This is a genomic window from Dyella solisilvae, from assembly GCF_003351225.1.
GTDB lineage: Bacteria > Pseudomonadota > Gammaproteobacteria > Xanthomonadales > Rhodanobacteraceae > Dyella > Dyella solisilvae.
The window spans coordinates 65,042-84,046 of the sequence record NZ_QQSY01000004.1 but is presented as its reverse complement, the minus strand read 5'-3'; the positions used below and the strand labels follow the sequence as shown (position 1 = coordinate 84,046).

Below are 19,005 nucleotides of genomic sequence, written 5' to 3'. Positions count from 1 at the left end.
GTCCACCCCTCACCGCCTCACAGGGGTTTGGGCGACGGCTCGTGCCGCTTCGCGACACATCGCGTCGCGAAGCCCTTGGCGCTCTTTATAGGAGCACACCCTGTCCGAGATAGCAGAGGTGATCGCCCGACTACGGTCGCGCGCAGAGTGCGCTCCTACAGGGGCGGCGCCACTCTTGGCTCTTGGCTCTTGGCTCTTCGCTCTTGGCTCTTCGCTCTTGGCTCTTCGCTCTTGGCTCTTCGCTCTTGGCTCTTGGCTCTTGGCTCTTGGCTCTTGGTTTTTCGCTCTGGCTTTTGACTTCCACTCCCCTATGGCGCGGCGGGTGGGTGGAGGAATAGCCCGAAGGGTGGCCGGCAGGGACGCCGGCCAGTTTGTCGTCAGGGCAGGATGCCCTGTCGACAAACCCCGGAACCCGCCCGCGAACCTGGAGGGCGTAGCCCGGAAGGCGTGCCATCGGGGTGGCCTCTCTTTTGGTTACTTTTCTCTGGCCACGCAGAGAAAAGTGACCCGCTGCCCGGCAGGGCTGCGGAAGCCCGCCGCAGGCGAGCAAGCTGGCGGCAACCCCAAGTCAAAAGCGAAAGTCACTGGATCCCTGCTTCCGCAGGGATGACGGACTAGGAAGGGCCGCGCGAGCAAGGTGCGTAGAGAGACGTGCACTTCACTTTGGCGAGCGTCACGCAAACGCGCCCCAACCTACACCTCGTGATGCAACCCCTCCGCCTGCAACGCCCCACTCCGCGGCGCCAACTCCACCAGATACATCGCCGCCAGGATCAAGGCGCCGCCACCCACCATGCGCCACGTCAGTGCATCGTGGCCGAACGCGACCGCGAAACCCGCCGCGAACACCGGCTCCAGCGTCATCACGATGGCGGCGCGGGTCGGTGACAGATGCGCCTGCGCCCAGGTCTGCACCAGCATGGCGCCTGCGCCTGCCGCCAGCGCCATGTACACGACGGCCAGCCACGCGCCGCCATCCGGCGGAAGCATCGGTCCCTTCGGCAAGGTGGCGGACAGGCAGATCGCGGCGATCATCAGCATCTGCACCGTGGACAGCGCGAACGCGCTGCCCGGCCGTGACCACGCGCCCAGTCCAACAATGTGCAAGCCATACAGCGCCGCCGACGCCAGCGTAAGCCACACGCCATAACCCACGCTCAGCCCATGCAAGGCCAGCAACGCCAGTCCACCGACCGACAACAGCACGGCGATCCAGGTGACGGACGGCAACCTCTGACGCAGCAGCACCATGCCCAGCAGCGGCGTGAACACCACATACATGCCCGTGGCGAAGCCGCTGATGCTGGCGGAGGTGTGTTCCAGGCCGGTGGTCTGCAGCAGCTGGGCCACGCCATAGACGGCGCCGAGCGCCATGCCCTGCATCCATTCGCGACGCTGGAGGCGCATGAGCGGTCGATGAAACAGCAGCACCATCGACAACGCCGCGATCAGGAAGCGCACGGCCAGGAAGTCGGCCACGGGCAGGCGCGCCACCAGATCCTTGATCAGGAAGAAGGTGGAACCCCAGATCGCCGTGACGGCGATCAGTCCAAAGGTGGCGATGGTGACGTGCCGCGCTGGCGCGGCATTCATGCGGCGGCCGCCCGCTTGCGCGCCAGGCGCCACAGCTGTCCGGGGATCTGCAACAGGAAGTGCATCCAGATGCCCAGCCAGACCAGCGCTGCCACCCATGGCTTGCTGGCGTCGGGATCGAACTTTCGGAACCAGCGCCACATGCCGCGGTGCTTGTGCCGGCTGACGAACACCGGGCGATGCCGGCTGGAACTGCCCTTGCCGTGCAGCACGCGCACGTCGCCGGCGAGCATCACCTTGTAACCCGCGTCGCGCACGCGGCGGCAGAGGTCCAGGTCTTCACAATGGAGGAAATAATCTTCGTCGAAGCCGGCGAGGTAATCGAACACGCGGCGCGGCAACAGCATCAGCGCGCCGGACACCGCTTCCGCCTCCAGCAGCTCGTGCGGGATCGGGCCTTCGATGTTGATGCCCTCGCCAGCGCGATTGAACAGCGTATTCAAGGCGCGGCGCATCAACGGATCGCGGCGGTAGGAAGCCGGATCGGGCACGCCTTGCTCATCGCACACCACCGCGCCGATCGCGCCGGCGCGCGGATGCGTGGCCAGTATCGTCAGCATTCTCAGCAAGGCAGCGTTGTCGATCAGGCAATCGGGATTGAGCACGAGCAACGACTTGCCATGCGACTTGGCCGCGCCGCGATTCACCGCCGGACCGAAGCCAAGGTTGGCGTGGTTGTAGATCACCTGCAGGCGATGGTCACTCTCGTGCGCGCGGGCGATCGCCTGCGGGACGCCATCGCTCGAGGCGTTGTCGACCAGGATCATCTCCAGCGGCACATCGCAGGCGAGCACGCGCCGCACGCAGTCGCGCAGGGATGGGCCGCTGTCGGCCGCCACCACGATCACGCTGACCGGCAGCACAGGGGTAAGGGAGGGAGTCGCTTCGGTATTCACTGCGTCAAGTATGCGGGAGGGGGGGCGTATTCTGAACGTGAAGCGATACGCCCGCCTCATCCCAATGGATGACGACGATGCCTTGGCTGGCCCAGTACTTCGTGCAGGGGCGCCGGCACGCCATCCGCGCCGCGCGCCAGCCAGGGCTGTTCGCCGTCCCAGCCGCTGAGCTGCCAGCCGGCCAGACGGTGCACGGAGGCGCCATGCCGGTCCCACAGCACATGGCCCCTACCGCCCGGCAGCACGGCGGCGAACCAGCGTCCGCCCGGACCGAAACAGCATTGCGGACCCGCCTTGTCGATCACGATGCCGGCCGCGAACACATAGCGACCCCGGCCACGTCCGTTCGATTCGAACTGCACCGGCGCGCCCTCGGGATCGGCGAACGCCGGTTCGGCCTGCCGCCAGGCCACGCGCGACAGCTCGATGATGTGCGCCCCGGGCCCCATCGGCGCCAGCGCCAGCTCGTCCCATTCGGGCCCGCGCATGACCCGCGCGCTGCGACGCACGCGATGGTCAAGCATGGATTCCAGCAGCACCACCAGCGAAAAACCGACCAGCGCGCCCAGCAGCGCCGCGCCCCAGGCAAGGAGGTCGCCGCCCAGCACGCGCTGCAAGGCGTAGAGCCAGCCGGGCAAACCCCAGCGCAGGGCCAGCCGGCACAGCCTCGCGTAGTGCGGAATGCGCCGGTCGAAGCCGACCACGCCCGTCGCCAGCAGCAGCAACAGCGGCAGTCCCGCGGACCACGGCAGCAGCGCAACCAGGCCGGCCCAGGCCAGGCCGGCCACGATGCGAAAAAGCCACCCCCGAGGAGCGGCCACGTCAGGCCAACACGGACCCGGCGCGGCCGCGCGGCATCAGCCGCACCACACTCGCGCGTTGCGGAACATGCGCATCCACGGCGAATCCTCGCCCCACTTCTCTGGATGCCAGCTCATCTGCACGGTACGGAACACGCGCTCGGGGTGCGGCATCATGATGGTCACGCGACCATCGGCGGCAGTGAAGCCGGTGAGGCCACCGGGCGAGCCGTTCGGATTGAGCGGGAACTCTTCGGTGGGCCGGCCGCGGTTGTCGACGTAACGCAGCGCCACGCCCGACTTGGCTGCGCTGACGCCCTGCGCGAAGGTCGCGCGACCTTCGCCGTGCGCCACCGCCACCGGGATGCGCGAACCGGCCATGCCCTTGAAGAAGATGCTCGGCGAATCGACCACTTCCAGCGTGGCCACGCGCGCCTCGTACTGCTCGGACGCGTTGCGCAGGAACTTCGGCCAGTTCTGCGCGCCGGGGATGATGTCCTTGAGCTGGCTCATCATCTGGCAACCGTTGCAGACGCCCAGCGCGAAGCGCGAGGCGTCGGCAAAGAACGCGGCGAACTCCGCGCGCAGGTACTCGTTGTAGAGGATCGAGGTGGCCCAGCCACGGCCCGCGCCCAGCACGTCACCGTAGGAGAAGCCGCCGCACGCCGCCAGGCCACGGAAGTCGGCCAGCTTGATGCGGCCGCTGGCGAGGTCGGACATGTGGACGTCCACCGCCTCGAAGCCGGCGCGGGTGAAGGCGGCAGCCATTTCGACCTGGCCATTCACGCCCTGCTCGCGCAGCACCGCCACGCGCGGCCTGTCGCCCTTGGCGATGAACGGCGCGGCGATGTCTTCCTGCGGGTCGAAGGTGAGCTTGGGGCTGATGCCCGGATCGGTGTCGTCCAGGCGCCAGACGTTCTCGGCGTCGGCGGTGACCGGGTTGTCGCGCAGGCGTTGCATGGCGTGGCTGGTTTCGTTCCAGGCCTCGAACAGCGTGCGCCAGTTCCACTTGAAGATGGTCTCGCCGTTGTGGAACAGCTTGATGCCCAGCTTCTCCTTCGGACGGCCAATGCGATAGGCCATGCCGGTGAGCTCATGCTTGACCAGCAGCGCCTCGAAGGCCTCACGGTTGGCCGTGGCGACCTGCACCACCGCGCCCAGCTCCTCGTTGAACAGCGCGCGCAGCGTCGCTTCGGCCCAACCGTCGAGATGGATCTCCAGGCCGCAATGGCCGGCGAAGGCCATCTCCAGCAGGGTGACGATGACGCCGCCATCGGAGCGGTCGTGATAGGACAGCAGCAGGCCGCCGTTGTTGGCCTCCTGCACGAGATTGAACAGCGACTTCAGGCGCTTGGCGTCATCCAGATCCGGCGGCACGCCGCCGCCACGGTTGAACACCTGGGTCAGCGCGGAACCGCCGAGGCGGTCGCGGCAGGCGCCGAGGTCGAGCAGCCACAGCTCGGAATCGCCATGGTCCAGGCGCAGCTGCGGCGTGAGCGTGCGGCGCACGTCGGTGACGCGGGCAAAGCCGGTGATCACCAGCGACACTGGCGAGACGGTGCGCTGCGTGGTGTCGCCGTCCTTCCACACGGTCTGCATGGACAGCGAGTCCTTGCCGACCGGAATGGAGATGTCCAGCTCCGGGCACAGCTCCATGCCCACGGCCTTCACCGCGTCGAACAGCGCGGCGTCCTCGCCCTGGTAATTGACGGCGGCCATCCAGTTGGCCGACAGGCGCACTTCGCCGAGCGAGGCGATCGGCGCGGCGGCCAGGTTGGTGATGGCTTCGCCCACGGCCAGACGCGCCGCGTCGGCACTGTTGAGCAGCGCCACCGGCGCGCGCTCGGCCATCGCCATCGCCTCGCCGGTGTAGCCGTCGAAGTCGGTGATGGTGACGGCGCAGTCGGCCACCGGCACCTGCCACGGGCCGACCATCGGGTCGCGGGCATTGAGGCCGCCCACGGTGCGGTCGCCGATGGTGATGAGGAAGCTCTTGCTGCCCACGGTGGGAAGGCGCAGCACGCGCATCAGCGCCTCGTCCATGCTGATGCCGGCCAGATCGGGAATCACGTCGATGCGCGGCTTCAGGTGACGCGCATCGCGATGCATGCGCGGCGCCTTGCCGAACAGCACGTCCATCGGCAGGTCGATCACCGTGGTGTCGGTGCGCGGATCGTGCACGATCAGGCGACGCTCGGAGGTCGCCTCGCCCACCACGGCGTACGGGCAGCGCTCGCGCTTGCAGTAATCCTCGAATTCTTCCAGATCGGCCGCGCCGATCGCGAGCACGTAGCGCTCCTGCGACTCGTTGCTCCAGATCTGCATCGGCGACAGCGACGGGTCATCGCACGGCACGGTGGAGAGATCGATGCGGCCACCGACGCCGGCGTCATTCAGCAGCTCGGGGATTGCGTTGGACAGGCCACCCGCGCCCACGTCATGCACGCTGACGATCGGGTTGTGGTCGCCACGCGACCAGCAGCGGTCGATCACTTCCTGGCAGCGACGCTCCATTTCGGCGTTGTCACGCTGCACCGAGGCGAAATCCAGCTCCAGGCTGGAGGTGCCCGAGGCGACCGAAGAGGCGGCGCCGCCGCCCAGGCCGATCAGCATGGCCGGGCCGCCCAGCACGATCACCTTGTTGCCCGGCTGCACGTCGCGCTTCTGCACATGGCCGGCGCGGATGTTGGCCAGACCGCCGGCGATCATGATCGGCTTGTCGTAACCGCGGCGCACGCCGGCTTCGCCGGTCTCGTGCTCGTAGGTGCGGAAATAGCCGCCCAGCGCGGGGCGGCCAAATTCGTTGTTGAACGCGGCTGCGCCCAGCGGGCCGTCGCGCATGATCTCGAACGCGGTGGCCATGTGCGGCGGCAGCGGGCGGTCCACTTCCCACGGACGCGGCTTGCCCGGGATGCGCAGGTCGGAAACCGAGAAGCCGGAGAGACCGGCCTTCGGCTTGGCGCCACGACCGGTGGCGCCCTCGTCGCGGATCTCGCCGCCAGCGCCGGTGGCGGCGCCCGGCCAGGGAGCGATCGCGGTCGGATGGTTGTGCGTCTCCACCTTGATCGCGTACTCGACGCGCTCCGGGTGCTTGCGCCAGATGCCATCGGCGTCGGCGAAGAAGCGGTTGCCCTCATACCCCTCGACCACCGCGGCGTTGTCCTTGTAGGCGGACAGCGTGTGCGCGGGCGAGTGCTGGTGGGTGTTCTTGATCATGCCGAACAGGCTCTTGTCCTGAGCCTCGCCATCCAGCGTCCAACTGGCGTTGAACACCTTGTGGCGGCAGTGCTCGGAGTTGGCCTGCGCGAACATGAAGAGTTCGGCGTCGGTCGGATCGCGGCCCAGCTCGGCATAGCGCGCGGCGAGGTATTCGATCTCATCTTCGGCCAGCGCCAGGCCCAGCTCCTTGTTGGCCTTGTCCAGCGCGGCCCCGGCGTCGTCGCCCAGCGCCACGTGGAGCAGCGGCCCCGGCTGGCCGCCGAGGAACAGGCCCTTGGCGTCATCCAGGCTGGTCAGCACCGACTGGGTCATCGCGTCGTGCAGCACGGCCAGCACGGCCTCGTACTGCGGGGCGCCGAACGCCGGCAGCGCGGAAACCTGCCACGCCGTGCCGCGCTCCACGCGGCGCACGTCGAAGCCGGCGCCATGCAGGATGTCGGTGGCCTTGCTGGACCACGGCGAGATCGTGCCCAGGCGCGGCACCACCCACAGCGAGGCGGTCTCCGGCGCGCCGTCCTTGGCCTCCAGCACTTCCAGCAGGCGACGATGCTGCTCGCCCTCCGGCGCGCGGTCGGCGTCGATGAAGTAGACGAACCACGAGGCCTGGACCCGGGTGCCACGGTGAATGGCGTCCAGGCGTGCGTTCAGGCGTTCGAGACGAAAAGGCGAGAGGGCGCTCTGCCCATCGAGTGCGATCATGCGGGGAACGGGGGGCTATGCGGAAACGCGCATTGTACCTCAAGCCGGGTGATCGCTGCCGCGACGCAACATGGGGCGGGCTGGCGGGCCCGGCGCCTGGCGACCCGGCCCCTGGCGCTTTTGGGGGAGATCCCGGCATCCGCTGGGAGGCGGACGGCCCGCGCTACGGCAGCCCGTCTGGCAGCTCCGACGCCGCGCTCGCTTCCAGCGCCTCGCGCACGGTTCGCAGCAGTTTCTTGGTGGAGATGGGCTTGTCGACCAGGTAGAGGTGCTCCATCACCGGCAGCTCGTCCATGTCCGGCGGCGCGTCGGGTCGGGCCAGCAGCAGCACGGCGCGGCGGTAGCCATGGTCGAACAGGGCGGCCAGCGTGCGGACGCCGGTGAAGAGGTTCATGTCCGCGTCCAGCACCACCAGGTCGGGCACGCCCTGCGCCTCGATCCATTGCAGGGCCGCGGTACCGCTCTGGCTGGCGTGCGCCTGGTAACCCCAGGAGTCGAGCGTATCCACCAGCAACGACAGCTGGCCGGCCTCCTCCACCACCACCAGCACGCGCTCGGCTTCGCCCTGCAGGTCGGACTGGTCCTGCAGTTCGAGCGCTTCGGCACGTATCTGGGCCAGCGGGATGTACATGTGGAACTGGGTGCCCTGCCCCAGTTCGCTGGTCACCCGCATCACGCCGCCATGCGCCGTGACGATGCGCTTGCACGAGACCAGGCCCAGCCCGGTGCCGGTTTCCTTGGTGGTGTAGAAGGGCTCGAACAAGTGCTGCAGCGCCCCCTCGTCCATGCCGGTGCCGGTGTCGGCGACGGTCAGGCCCAGGTAGGTTCCTTCGCGCGGCTCCTCGCCCGGAACAAAAAACGACGACGGGAGCGTGACCAGCCCCGCCTCGATGCGCAGGCAGCCACCGCTGGGCATGGCCTGGATGGCGTTGAGGCTGAGGTTGAGCAGGCATTGCTGCAGTTCGGTGTGGTTGCCGTCGAAGCTGAGCTCCGGGTCGTCCGCGCCCATTTCCAGCGACACTCCACGCGGCACGCTGCCCTGCAGCAGCAGGGCCAGCGCCTCCAGCAGCGCGCCCACCCGCACCTGCTCGGCGCGTCGGGCGCCGCGGGCGAACGACAGCATCGACTGCACCATGTCCAGGCCGCGCTTGCCGCAATCGCGCACCAGCCGGCCGAGCCGGGCCAGGCGTGGATCGTCCTGGTAGTCCTGCAGGCTGTCGCCGGCCAGCAGCAAGGGCTGCAGCAGGTTGCGCAAGTCGTGGCTGAGTCCGCCTGCCAGCATGGCCAGGCTCTCGAAGCGTTGCGCGCGGATCAGTTCCGTCTCGGCGCGCCGCGCCGCGCGCTGCGCCTCGGCCTCGCGCAGGGCGCGGCGCACCGCCGAGGCGAGGCGCGCCGGGTTCTGCTTGAGGATGTAGTCGGTGGCGCCGTTGCGCAGCGCCTCGATGGCCGCCTCCTCACCGAGCGTGGCCGAGATGAAGATGAAGGGCAGGTCCTGGTCGCGCTCGCGCAGCAGGTCCAGCGCACGCTGCCCCGAGAAGCCGGGCATGCTCAGGTCCGACAGCACGATGTGCGGATCGAACTGGTCCAGCGCCTGCAGGTACTCGCGCTCGGCATCCACCAGGCGCACGTCGTATTCGATGGCGTCGGCGTCGAGCTCGGACAGCACCAGCTCGGCGTCGAGCTGGCTGTCCTCGATCTGCAGGATTCGGATTCTGGGGAGACCCCAGTGCTGCCTTTCCGCCATCGTCAACTCCGTGGTGGGGCATCCTGCCCCATCGATTTCACGCCTGTTCGGGGCCCTGGTTGAGCACGGCCCAGAACTGGCCCAGCGTGCGCACCGCTTCAAAGAACTGGTCCACGTCCACCGGCTTGATCACGTAGGCGTTCGCGCCGATGTCCCAGCTGCGCGCCAGGTCGCTCTCCTCCCGCGACGACGACAGGATCACCACCGGCACGCGGCGGAAGCGCTCGTCCGAGCGCAGGTGCGTCAGCACCTCCAGGCCGCTCATGCGGGGCATCTTGATGTCCAGCAGCACGACCGCCGGATCGAGCGGTTCGCGCCCGCTCCATTCGCCGCGGCAATACAGATAGTCCAGGCAATCCACGCCGTCCTCGAGGTGGATCACCGGATTGGCCAGGTTGGCCTCAGCCAGGGCGTCCATGGCCATTTCGGCGTCGGCGAGGCTGTCCTCGACCAGCAGAATGGTGCGGATGTCGCGTGGAGTCATGACCGCCTCTGGGCAAAGCTCTCTGCCAGGTCGGACGATGGCAGCGTGAAGTGGAAGCGTGCTCCGTGGCCCGGTTCGGCATCCGCCCAGACCCGACCGCCATGACGCGTGATGATGCGACGCACATTGGCCAGGCCGATGCCGTTGCCCGGAAATTCCGAGGCGCGGTGCAGTCGCTGGAACACGCCGAACAGCTTGCCCGCGTATTGCATGTCGAAGCCGGCGCCGTTGTCGCTGACCACGAATTCGTAGCTGCCGTCGCGGTTGCGCTGCACGTCCACGTCGATGCGCGCCACCTCGCGCTTGCCGGTGTACTTCACCGCGTTGCCCAGCAGGTTCTGCCACACCGTGCGCAGCATGTTCTCATCGCCGATCACGATCGGCAGCGGCGCGATCGACCACACGATGTGGCGACCGTGCGCATCGGTCTCGGCCAGCGCGCGCGCCTCGTCGGCCAGCGACTGCATGTCCACCGGCTGCAGGCGCAAGGCGCCGCGGCCCAGGCGCGAGAACACCAGCAGGTCCTCGATCAGCAGCGCCATGCGCCGCGAGGCATCGTTGATCACTTCGATGTAATGCCGCGAGCGCTCGTCGGCGGCCTCGCCCAGGTGCTGCTGCAGCTTGCCGGCAAAACCGCTGATGTGACGCAGCGGCGCGCGCAGGTCGTGCGACACCGAATAGCTGAAGGCCTCCAGCTCGCGGTTGACGTCGGACACCTGCTCGATCTTGCCCTCAAGCTGGCGGTTGAGCTCCTTCACCTGCTGCTCGACCAGGGCGCGTGCGGTCACGTCGCTGAGGGTGAGCAGCAGCACGGGGTCGCCGCCGGAATCCTGCTCGAGGCGGCGGGCGTTGATCACCACATGGCGATCCACCCCGTCGACGGTGCGCTGGACCAGCTCGTAGTCCCACAGCTCGCGGTCCAGCAGCAGCACGTCGTTGAGTCGCTGCAGCAGGGCGCTGTCGGTCCAGGCGCCGTCACCGATCTCGGTCAGCGGCATCGACTGGCGGAAGTCCGGCGGCAGACCGTACAACTCACCGAACGCCGCATTGACCAGCAGCGTGCCGAGGCTGGTGTCGAGCAGGGCAATCGGCTCGCGCACCGCCTGCACGATCAGCTGCGAGCGCTGCACGGCCTGCCCTTCGCGCACCTCGGCGCGCAGTCGTCGGCTGATCTGCCGCTCGGACACGATCACCACGATGGTCAGCAGCACCACCTGGGCGATGGCGGTGATCAGCAGTGCCAGGCTGCTGTTGAACGACTCGTGCTGGGCCTCCAGGCGGCGCTTGATGAGCTCGCTGTCCTCGTTGCGCACGATGCCGTCAATGAGGCTGTCCATCTTGAACAGCGTGCCGGCGTCGCGCATCGCATCGACGGCGCCATCTACGTCGCCGCGTTCTAGGCGCAGGATGGCCTGCCCGCTCAGCGCCAGCCGTCCATTGACGGTGGCGCTCAGGGAGCCAATGAGCGACTGCTGGTCGGCGCTCTCGCGGGTCATCTCGTGCAACTGGTTGAGCAGGCCCGGCACGTCGTGCCCGGCGCGCTCGGCCCGCAGACGCAACTGCGGGTCGCGATCGCCGTGGATCAGGCGATAGATGGCCGCCTCGCTGTCGCGCGTTACGTACGCGATGCGATAGGTCAGCGATTTCACTTCCGAGGAGTGGGTGACCCGCTCGTTGGCGCTGAGGGCCTCGGTGGAGCCGCTGCGCGTCACCATGTAAGGCAACGCGACGATCACCAGCACGGCGGCCAGCAGCCCGCCTAACCGCCAGCGCAGGGACACACGGTCCCGCGTGGCAGGCCGGAGTGTCGACGCCAATTTCCAGGATGAGCGCAACATGTGAGGCATGGTTGCAGAATCCCCCGGAGAATTACCACCTCCACTGCAGGCTTTTTCTTAACCCATTAGTCGGCCTTCGCCGAACCCTGGCCCGAGGTGTGCGCAGCGTCACTCATCGACGAGGGCCGCGCCCCCGGCGCCTGCCCCCAGGAACGGTTCGGTTCAGCCTGCATGGTGAAATGCAGCTCGCCGCCCGCCAGGATCTCGCCGTGGCGCAGGAAAACCCGGTCCAGCGGCTTGCCGTTGAGGGTGACCTGGCCGACATAGGGATGGGCGTCATCCAGCGGGTCTGCGCTGACCGTGAAGGTCCGGCCATTGGGCAGATGCAGGGCCGCGCGGGCCACGAACGGGCGGCCGATGGCGTATTCGTCGCTGGCCGGCGTCACCGGATAGAAGCCCAGCGCCGTGAAGATGTACCAGGCGGACATCTGGCCCAGGTCGTCGTTGCCGGCCAGGCCGTCGGGGCGCGTGGCGTACTGGCTGTCCATGATCTGCTTGAGGCGCTTCTGGGTCTGCCAGGGCGCACCGGCATAGTCATAGAGGTAGGCCAGGTGGTGGCTCGGCTCGTTGCCGTGGGCATACCAGCCGATCAGGCCGGTGATGTCCTCGACGTTGGCGAAGTGCGAGGGATCGACCTTGGCCTCGAACACGCTGTCCAGCTTGGTCACGAAGCGCGCGTCGCCGCCCATCGCCTTGATCAGCGCGGCTACGTCCTGCGGCACGTACCAGGAGTACTGCCAGGCATTGCCCTCGGTGTAGTCGCTGCCGTAGCCGGCCGTATCCGGGTTGAACGGCTCGCGGAAGCTGCCGTCGCTCTTGCGGGCGCGCATGAAGCCGGTTGCCGGGTCGTAGGCGTTGCGCCAGTTGCCGGCGCGCTTCTCGAAGGTGGCCGCCACGTCCTTGCGCCCCATGGCCTTGGCCATCTGCGCCAGCGACCAGTCGTCGTAGGCGTATTCGAGGGTCTTGGAGGCGGCCTCCTGCTCCTTGTCGATCGGCACGTAACCGAGCTTCATGTAGTCGCCCAAGTCGCCGTAGGGCGCGTAGGTCGCGCTCGCCACCATGGCCTTGAGCGCGGCGTCGGCGTCGAAGCCGCGCACGCCCTTCACATAGGCGTCGGCGATCACCGGCACTGCGTGGTAGCCGATCATGCACCACGTCTCCAGCCCCTGATACGCCCACACCGGCAGGATGCCGAACGGACTGGCCTCACGCGAGGCGATCAGCGAACGCACGAAGTCGGTGCTGCGCTGGGGCATCAGCAGCGCCATCAACGGCTGCTGCGCGCGATAGACGTCCCACAGCGACCAGGTGGAGTGGAATTCGAACTTGCCGTTCTTGTCGACGGCCTGGTGCACGGCGCCGTCCGGGCCGCGGAACTGGCCGTTCACGTCCATGCTCAGCGTGGGCGACAGCAACGCGTGGTAGAGCGAGGTGTAGAAGCCGACGCGCTGGTCCTTGCTGGCGTCCACGTCGATCACCGACAGCGCCTTGTCCCATGCCGCGCGGGCCTCGGCGCGGCGGGCGTCGAAATCCCAGCCCTTCCCTTCGGCGTCGAGGTTGGCGATGGCGTTGTCCTCGCTCACCGTGGAGATGGCCACCTTCACGCCGAGCGGCTGCTTGAGCACGCCGAAGTCGAACACGCCAACGAGGGCGCGCCCGTTCTGCGCATCGTGGTCCAGCGGCTGATTGCCCGGACCCGGGAAGCCCTTGTAGGTGATGTCGGTTTCGCGGTTGTACAGCTCGCGCGAAGCCATTGGCTGCGAGAAGCGCAGCGCGAAGCACAGCTCGCGCCCCGGCGCCCAGCCGCGCGTGGTGCGGCAGCCGGTGACGGTTCCGTCCTCATGCACGCGCAGGCTGGACCACAGCACCTTGCCGGCGTAGTCGTAGATGCTGGGCCGCAGGTCCAGCAGCAGATGCGCGGGCTTGCCCACCGGGAAGGTGTAGCGATGCCAGCCGATGCGGCGTCCGGCGGTCAGCTCGGCGCGCACGTCGTAGTCGCTCAGCGTCACCGCGTAGTAGCCGGCCTCCACCACCTCGCTGTCGTGGCTGAAACGCGAGCGGTAGCCGCTGCCCGGCTTGGCCACGTCACCCGGCTCCAGCCGCACGTCGCCGGCGATCGGCATCACCAGCACGTCGCCCAGGTCCGAGTGGCCCGAGCCGGAGAAATGGGTGTGCGAGAAGCCCAGCAGGCTGCCGTCGCCGTATTGGTAGCCGGCCGCGTACTTGTAGGCGTGCTTGAAGTCCGGCATCGCCGTGTCGGGCGAGAGCTGGATCATGCCGAACGGCGCGGTGGCGCCGGGGAAGGTATGGCCGTCTCCACCGGTGCCGATCCGGGGATCGACATCGGCCACATGCCCCGTGGCGGCGTGGCCGGGAGCCGCCAGCCCCAGCATGATCGCGGCGGCCAGCAGGCCAGGCAGCCAGATGCGCGGTGACGGACAAGCCATGGAGTTCCCCCTGAAGACAGCGAAATTTGAATCGTTCTAAGGGGTTGAACCTATCACCGGCCGCGAGACGGATGCATGCTGCGCCGCGCCATCGGTAATGGTTCCGTTCCATGCGGGCGGCGGGTTACCTTTGGATCGTTCCAATCACACGGACCCGCGATGGAAAGCCAGACCCCGGTGGGGCGCAAGATCACCCTGAACGACATTGCGGCCGGCTGCGGCGTGTCCCGCGCCACGGTTTCGCTCGTGCTGCGCGGCAGCCCGCTGGTGAACAAGCAGACCCGCGCCCGGGTGGAGGAGGAACTCCGCCGCCAGGGCTACGTGTACAACCGCGCCGCCGCCAACCTGCGCCGGCGCACGTCCTCCAGCGTCGCCCTGGTGCTCAACGAGCTGGCCAACCCGTTCTTCGCGGAGTTCGCCTCCGGCGTGGACGAGGCCCTGGGCGAAGCGGGGTTCGTCACCCTGCTGGGCAATACCGGCGAGTCGGCGGCGCGCGAGCAGGCCGTGCTCGGCTCGCTGATCGAGCACGGTCCGGCGGGCATCATCCTCGCCCCGGCCGAAGGCAGCGAGGCCCACGACGTGCTGGCGGCGGTCGGCCCACACACGCCGATGGTGCTGTTCAACCGTGAACTGGGCGGCGCCCAGCCCGAATTCGCGCACTGGGACCGGCTGATGCTGGACAACCAGCGCGGCACCCGGCTGGCCACCGAGCACCTGATCGCGCAGGGACACAAGCGCATCGCCTTTTTTGGTGGCGCGGACGACGCCAGCTCCGGCCGCGATCGCTACGCCGGCTATGCGCAGGCGATGCAGGCCGCCGGCCTCGCCATCGCGCCGCACTGGCGCGTGGAGAGCAAGCCCTCGCGCATGGACGCCGCGCGCGCCGCGCACGCCTTGTTCAACGGTGATCCCGCTCCAACCGCCGCGGTTTGCTACAACGACGCGGTGGCGCTCGGCCTGATGCTCGCCTTGCACCAGCGTGGACTGCGCCCTGGCAGCGATTTCGCCCTGACCGGCTTCGACGACATCGCCGAGGCCGCCATGAGCACGCCGCCGTTGACCACGCTGTCCACGGCGCCACGCACGCTTGGCCGCCAGGCGGCCGAACTCCTGCTTGCCCGCCTGCGCGAACCGCAGGCGAGTGCACGCACCATCATCGCGCCGGTGGAGTTGGTGGTGCGCGAGAGCAGTCGCCCTCCTCACTGACACCAGGGAACCTCGATGGCCTTTGCAGCCCCGCCCGTCCAGTCGGCCTCCACGTCGCCGGCTACGGGCAAGACGCGCTACACCGATTACCCGCTCGCGATGGCGGTGCTGACCACCATCTTCTTCATGTGGGGGTTCCTCACCGTACTCAACGACATCCTGATTCCGCACCTGAAGTCGGTGTTCGAACTGAACTATGCGCAAGCGATGCTCGTGCAGTTCACCTTCTTCGGCGCGTACTTCCTGATGTCGCTGCCGGCGGGCCGTCTGGTCGCGCTGCTGGGTTACAAGAAAGGCATCGTGGCGGGCCTGGCGATCGCCGCCCTCGGCGCCTTCGGTTTCTGGCCGGCGGCGCAGCTGCACTCGTATGCGGCCTTCCTCGCGGCGCTGTTCGTGTTGGCCACCGGCATCACGGTGCTGCAGGTGGCGGCCAACGCGTACGTCGCCCTGCTCGGCCCCGAGCGCACCAGCTCCAGCCGGCTCACGCTGGCGCAGGCGATGAATTCGCTCGGTACCACCATCGGACCGAAGTTCGGCGGCCTGCTGATTCTTTCCGCCGCCGCCACCCTGGCGCCGCTGGCGCTGCGCACGGCGCCGGAAACCGTGCAGCTCGTGCAGACCCTCAACAGCGCGCCGGCCACACAGACCATCGAGGCGATTCGCCAGGCGCCGCCCGATCGCCTCGTCGCCGCGCTCAACGATGCATCGGCGAGCGCGCTTGATCGCCTGCCCGTGCAGGACGTGGCGGCCAGCTTCGTGCAACTGCCGGCGGCGCCGTTGGCGCAAGTCGTGGACAGCCTCTCCGGCGCGCCGTTGCTCGCCACGCTCGCGGCCATGTCGCCACAGCAACTGGCCGCCCTGCCCCCAGCCTCGCTCGCCACCGCGCTCGACAAGCTCGCATCGTCGCGACTGAACGCGCAGCAGGCGGCGCAGTTCGCCGGCGTGCGCGCAAACATTCCGGCTGACACCACGCAGCAACTGGCCAGCTACCGCCAGAAGCAGGCGCAGCTGGTGCAGGCGCCTTACCTCGGCCTGGGCGTCGCGCTGATCGCGCTCGCCGTGGGCGTGTGGCTTTTCCGCCTGCCGCCGCTGACCGAATCCACCGAACAGGCCGACACCTCGCATCACACGCTGATGGATGCACTGCGGCACCGCCATGTGCTGTTCGGCGTGCTCGCCATCTTCTTCTACGTGGGCGCGGAAGTGTCCATCGGCAGCTTCCTGGTCAACTACCTGTCGCTGCCGGAAATCGGCCACATGAGCGAACAGGCTGCCGCGGGCCACGTGATGTACTACTGGGGCGGCGCGATGGTGGGACGCCTCGCCGGTTCCGCGCTGCTCGTGTACATCAACCCGCGCAAGTTGCTGGCCGCCTTCGCCGCCATCGCCGGCCTGCTGGTGCTCACCACCATGCTCACGAAGGGCAACGTGGCGATGGTCAGCGTCATCGCCATCGGCCTGTTCAACTCGATCATGTTCCCGACCATCTTCGCGCTGGGCATCGAGCGGATGGGCCCGCTCACCGGCAAGGCTTCCAGCCTGCTGATCATGGCCATCGTCGGCGGCGCGCTGGTGCCGCTCGCCCAGGGTGTGCTGGCCGACCACATGGGCATCCAGCACGCCTTCATCCTGCCGCTGCTCTGCTACGGCTACATCGTCTTCTACGGCCTGCGTGGCTCGCTGATTCGCGAGCCCGCCGTACCTGCCGCCACTCCTGAGAACGCTTGATGTCCCGCACCATCCTCTGTTTCGGCGAAGCCCTGATCGATTTCCATGGCGAGGGCAACGACGCCCGCGGCTTCCCACGCGCTTTCGTCCCCTTCGCGGGCGGCGCCCCCGCCAATGTCGCGGTGGCGGTCGCAAGGCTTGGCGGCGACGCCGCGTTCGCCGGCATGCTGGGCAAGGATGTGTTCGGCGATTTCCTGCTCGACAGCCTGCAGCGCGAGGGCGTGGACGCGGCGGGCGTCGCCCGCACGGATGAGGCGAACACCGCGCTCGCGTTCATCTCGCTCGACGCGCACGGCGACCGCAGCTTCAGCTTCTACCGCCCGCCCTCGGCGGACCTGCTGTTCCGCCCCGAGCACTTCCATGAGGATGGTTTCAAGCAGGCCACCGTGTTCCATGTGTGCTCCAACAGCATGACCGATCCGGCACTGGCCGAAACCACGCGCGATGGCATGCGCCGCGCAAGCGACGCGGGCGCGCTGGTGAGTTTCGATCTCAACCTCCGTCCGGCGTTATGGCCTCGCGAGATCGATCCCCGCCCGCTGGTGTGGCCGGCGCTGCAGCTGGCCGACGTGGTGAAGCTCAGCGCGGAGGAATTCGCCTGGCTCGCCGTGGATGGCGAGGAAGTGGTGCTTGAGAAACTGTGGGAGGGGCGCACCCGCCTGCTGGTGGTCACCGATGGTCCCAATGCGCTGCGCTGGTTCCACCCCGATGCCGAAGGTGAATTGCCGGCCTACTCCGTGCCGGCGGTGGATACGACCGCGGCGGGCGACGCCTTCGTCGGCGGCCTGCTGCTGCGACTGGCCGCGTTGGAGCCATCCGGCGACCGCATCGACCACCTGATCAGCCAATTGCCACGCCTGCACGACGCGCTGCGCTTCGCCGCCGCCTGCGGCGCGCTCACGGTGACCCGCCAGGGTTCGTTCATCGCCATGCCTGACGAAAACGAGGTGCTGGATTTCATGGAGAACCACGCATGACCACGCCCGACTTCCGCAGCGAGGCGTTCCTGCGTGAGCACATCGCGCACACGATGGCCTTCTACCACCCGCGCGCGATCGATCCGGACGGCGGCTTCTTCCACTATTTCAAGGACGACGGCACGGTCTACGACCGAAGCCATCGCCATCTGGTGAGCAGCACGCGCTTCGTCTTCAACTACGCCATGGCGGCGCGCGAATTCGGCAATCCCGAATACCTCGACTCCGCCCGCCACGGCCTGCGCTACCTGCGCGAAGTGCACCGCGACGCGACGAGCGGCGGCTACGCCTGGACCATCCGCGACGGCAAGCCGGAAGACCGCACCAATCACGCCTACGGCGTGGCCTTCGTATTGCTGGCCTACGCCACCGCGCGCAAGGCAGGCATTGCCGAAGTCGATCCATGGATCGAGGAAACCTGGAACCTGCTGGAGCAACGCTACTGGGACGCCGACGCCGGCCTGTACCGCGACGAAGCGGACGCGCAGTGGCGCTTCAGCGATTACCGCGGCCAGAACGCCAACATGCACATGTGCGAGGCGATGCTCGCCACCTACCAGGCCACCGATGAGCCGCGCTATCTCGAGCGCGCGCTCACCCTCGCCGACCACATGACGCGTCGCCAGGCCGCGCAGGCGGACGGCCTGGTGTGGGAGCACTACGACGTGCACTGGAAGGTGGACTGGAACTACCACCTGGACGATCCCAAGCACCTGTTCCGCCCATGGGGCTTCCAGCCCGGACACCAGACCGAATGGGCCAAGCTGCTGCTGATCATGGAACCGCTGCTGCTCGAGCGCGGCCGCGAGGAGAACTGGCTTGCGCCGACCGCCAAGCACCTGTTCGACACCGCGCTGACGCGCGCCTGGGACAGCGAGCACGGCGGCATCTGCTACGGCTTCGCGCCTGACGGTCGTGTGTGCGACGACGACAAGTACTTCTGGGTGCAGGCGGAGTCACTGGCTGCCGCCGCCTTGCTCCACGCGCGCACGGGGCTGGCCGAGTACGACGAGTGGTACGTCAAACTGTGGGATTACGCCTGGCGGCATTTCGTCGACCACCGGCATGGCGCGTGGTATCGCATCCTCACGCGGGACAATCGCAAGATGGACGATGAGAAGAGTCCGGCGGGGAAGACGGATTACCACACGATGGGCGCGTGCTACGAGGTGCTGGAGTTGGTGCGTGAGGGTGGTGTGCCCTGAGGGAGCTGGGTTTCGCTCGTCGTCTTGGCGATCTGCCTTCCTACACGTCATCCCAGCGAAGGCTGGACGGAGCGCGAAGCGCGGAGAACGCCCGAAGGGCGGCCCCGAAGGGGCGAACGCAGCGAGTCATCCAGTGACTTTCGCCTTTGATTTGAGGGTGCCGCGAGCG

At 68.1% G+C, this 19,005-nt stretch carries 12 protein-coding genes; 4 read left to right on the top strand and 8 right to left on the bottom strand.

Going from position 1 to position 19,005, the window contains the following annotated elements; translation table 11 throughout:
• Window positions 1–693: 693 nt before the first annotated feature.
• From DVT68_RS15015 to DVT68_RS14980, 8 genes are all read right to left on the bottom strand, one after another.
• Entirely contained in the window at window positions 694–1,593 is a 900-nt protein-coding gene (locus DVT68_RS15015; RefSeq protein ID WP_114826128.1) for a DMT family transporter, read from the bottom strand.
• Window positions 1,590–2,489, bottom strand: coding sequence for a glycosyltransferase family 2 protein (locus tag DVT68_RS15010; protein ID WP_233523500.1), 900 nt, complete (start codon window positions 2,487–2,489; stop codon window positions 1,590–1,592). Before DVT68_RS15010 ends, DVT68_RS15015 begins: the two co-directional genes overlap by 4 nt.
• A 56-nt stretch (window positions 2,490–2,545) precedes the next feature.
• Window positions 2,546–3,277 carry a hypothetical protein gene (locus tag DVT68_RS15005; protein WP_233523499.1) on the bottom strand — a complete coding sequence of 244 codons (732 nt, stop codon included), beginning with the start codon at window positions 3,275–3,277 and terminating at the stop codon, window positions 2,546–2,548.
• 69 nt (window positions 3,278–3,346) lie between these two features.
• Complete coding sequence (gene purL, locus DVT68_RS15000) at window positions 3,347–7,207, bottom strand: phosphoribosylformylglycinamidine synthase (RefSeq protein ID WP_114825919.1); 3,861 nt, start codon at window positions 7,205–7,207, stop codon at window positions 3,347–3,349.
• Between the two features lie 163 nt (window positions 7,208–7,370).
• Window positions 7,371–8,951 carry a sensor histidine kinase gene (locus tag DVT68_RS14995; RefSeq protein WP_114825918.1) on the bottom strand — a complete coding sequence of 527 codons (1,581 nt, stop codon included), beginning with the start codon at window positions 8,949–8,951 and terminating at the stop codon, window positions 7,371–7,373.
• 37 nt (window positions 8,952–8,988) lie between these two features.
• A complete protein-coding gene (locus DVT68_RS14990; RefSeq protein ID WP_114825917.1) occupies window positions 8,989–9,435 on the bottom strand; it encodes a response regulator in 447 nt (148 codons plus the stop codon).
• Window positions 9,432–11,150, bottom strand: coding sequence for a sensor histidine kinase (locus tag DVT68_RS14985; RefSeq protein ID WP_233523515.1), 1,719 nt, complete (start codon window positions 11,148–11,150; stop codon window positions 9,432–9,434). Before DVT68_RS14985 ends, DVT68_RS14990 begins: the two co-directional genes overlap by 4 nt.
• Window positions 11,151–11,338: 188 nt before the next feature.
• A complete protein-coding gene (locus tag DVT68_RS14980) occupies window positions 11,339–13,666 on the bottom strand; it encodes a GH92 family glycosyl hydrolase (RefSeq protein ID WP_114826127.1) in 2,328 nt (775 codons plus the stop codon).
• Between the two features lie 213 nt (window positions 13,667–13,879).
• Between DVT68_RS14980 and DVT68_RS14975 the strand changes: the two genes are divergently transcribed.
• Genes DVT68_RS14975 through DVT68_RS14960 form a run of 4 tightly spaced genes read left to right on the top strand, consistent with a single transcriptional unit; the run spans window position 13,880 to window position 18,836 of the window.
• Window positions 13,880–14,926 (top strand): LacI family DNA-binding transcriptional regulator, encoded by a 1,047-nt coding sequence (locus tag DVT68_RS14975; RefSeq protein WP_114825915.1) that lies wholly within the window; start codon window positions 13,880–13,882, stop codon window positions 14,924–14,926.
• A 15-nt stretch (window positions 14,927–14,941) separates the two neighbouring features.
• Window positions 14,942–16,654 carry a sugar MFS transporter gene (locus DVT68_RS14970; RefSeq protein ID WP_199536081.1) on the top strand — a complete coding sequence of 571 codons (1,713 nt, stop codon included), beginning with the start codon at window positions 14,942–14,944 and terminating at the stop codon, window positions 16,652–16,654.
• Entirely contained in the window at window positions 16,654–17,631 is a 978-nt protein-coding gene (locus tag DVT68_RS14965; RefSeq protein WP_114825914.1) for a carbohydrate kinase family protein, read from the top strand. The genes DVT68_RS14970 and DVT68_RS14965 overlap by 1 nt, the downstream gene beginning before the upstream one ends.
• Complete coding sequence (locus DVT68_RS14960; protein ID WP_114825913.1) at window positions 17,628–18,836, top strand: AGE family epimerase/isomerase; 1,209 nt, start codon at window positions 17,628–17,630, stop codon at window positions 18,834–18,836. The genes DVT68_RS14965 and DVT68_RS14960 overlap by 4 nt, the downstream gene beginning before the upstream one ends.
• Window positions 18,837–19,005 lie beyond the last annotated feature (169 nt).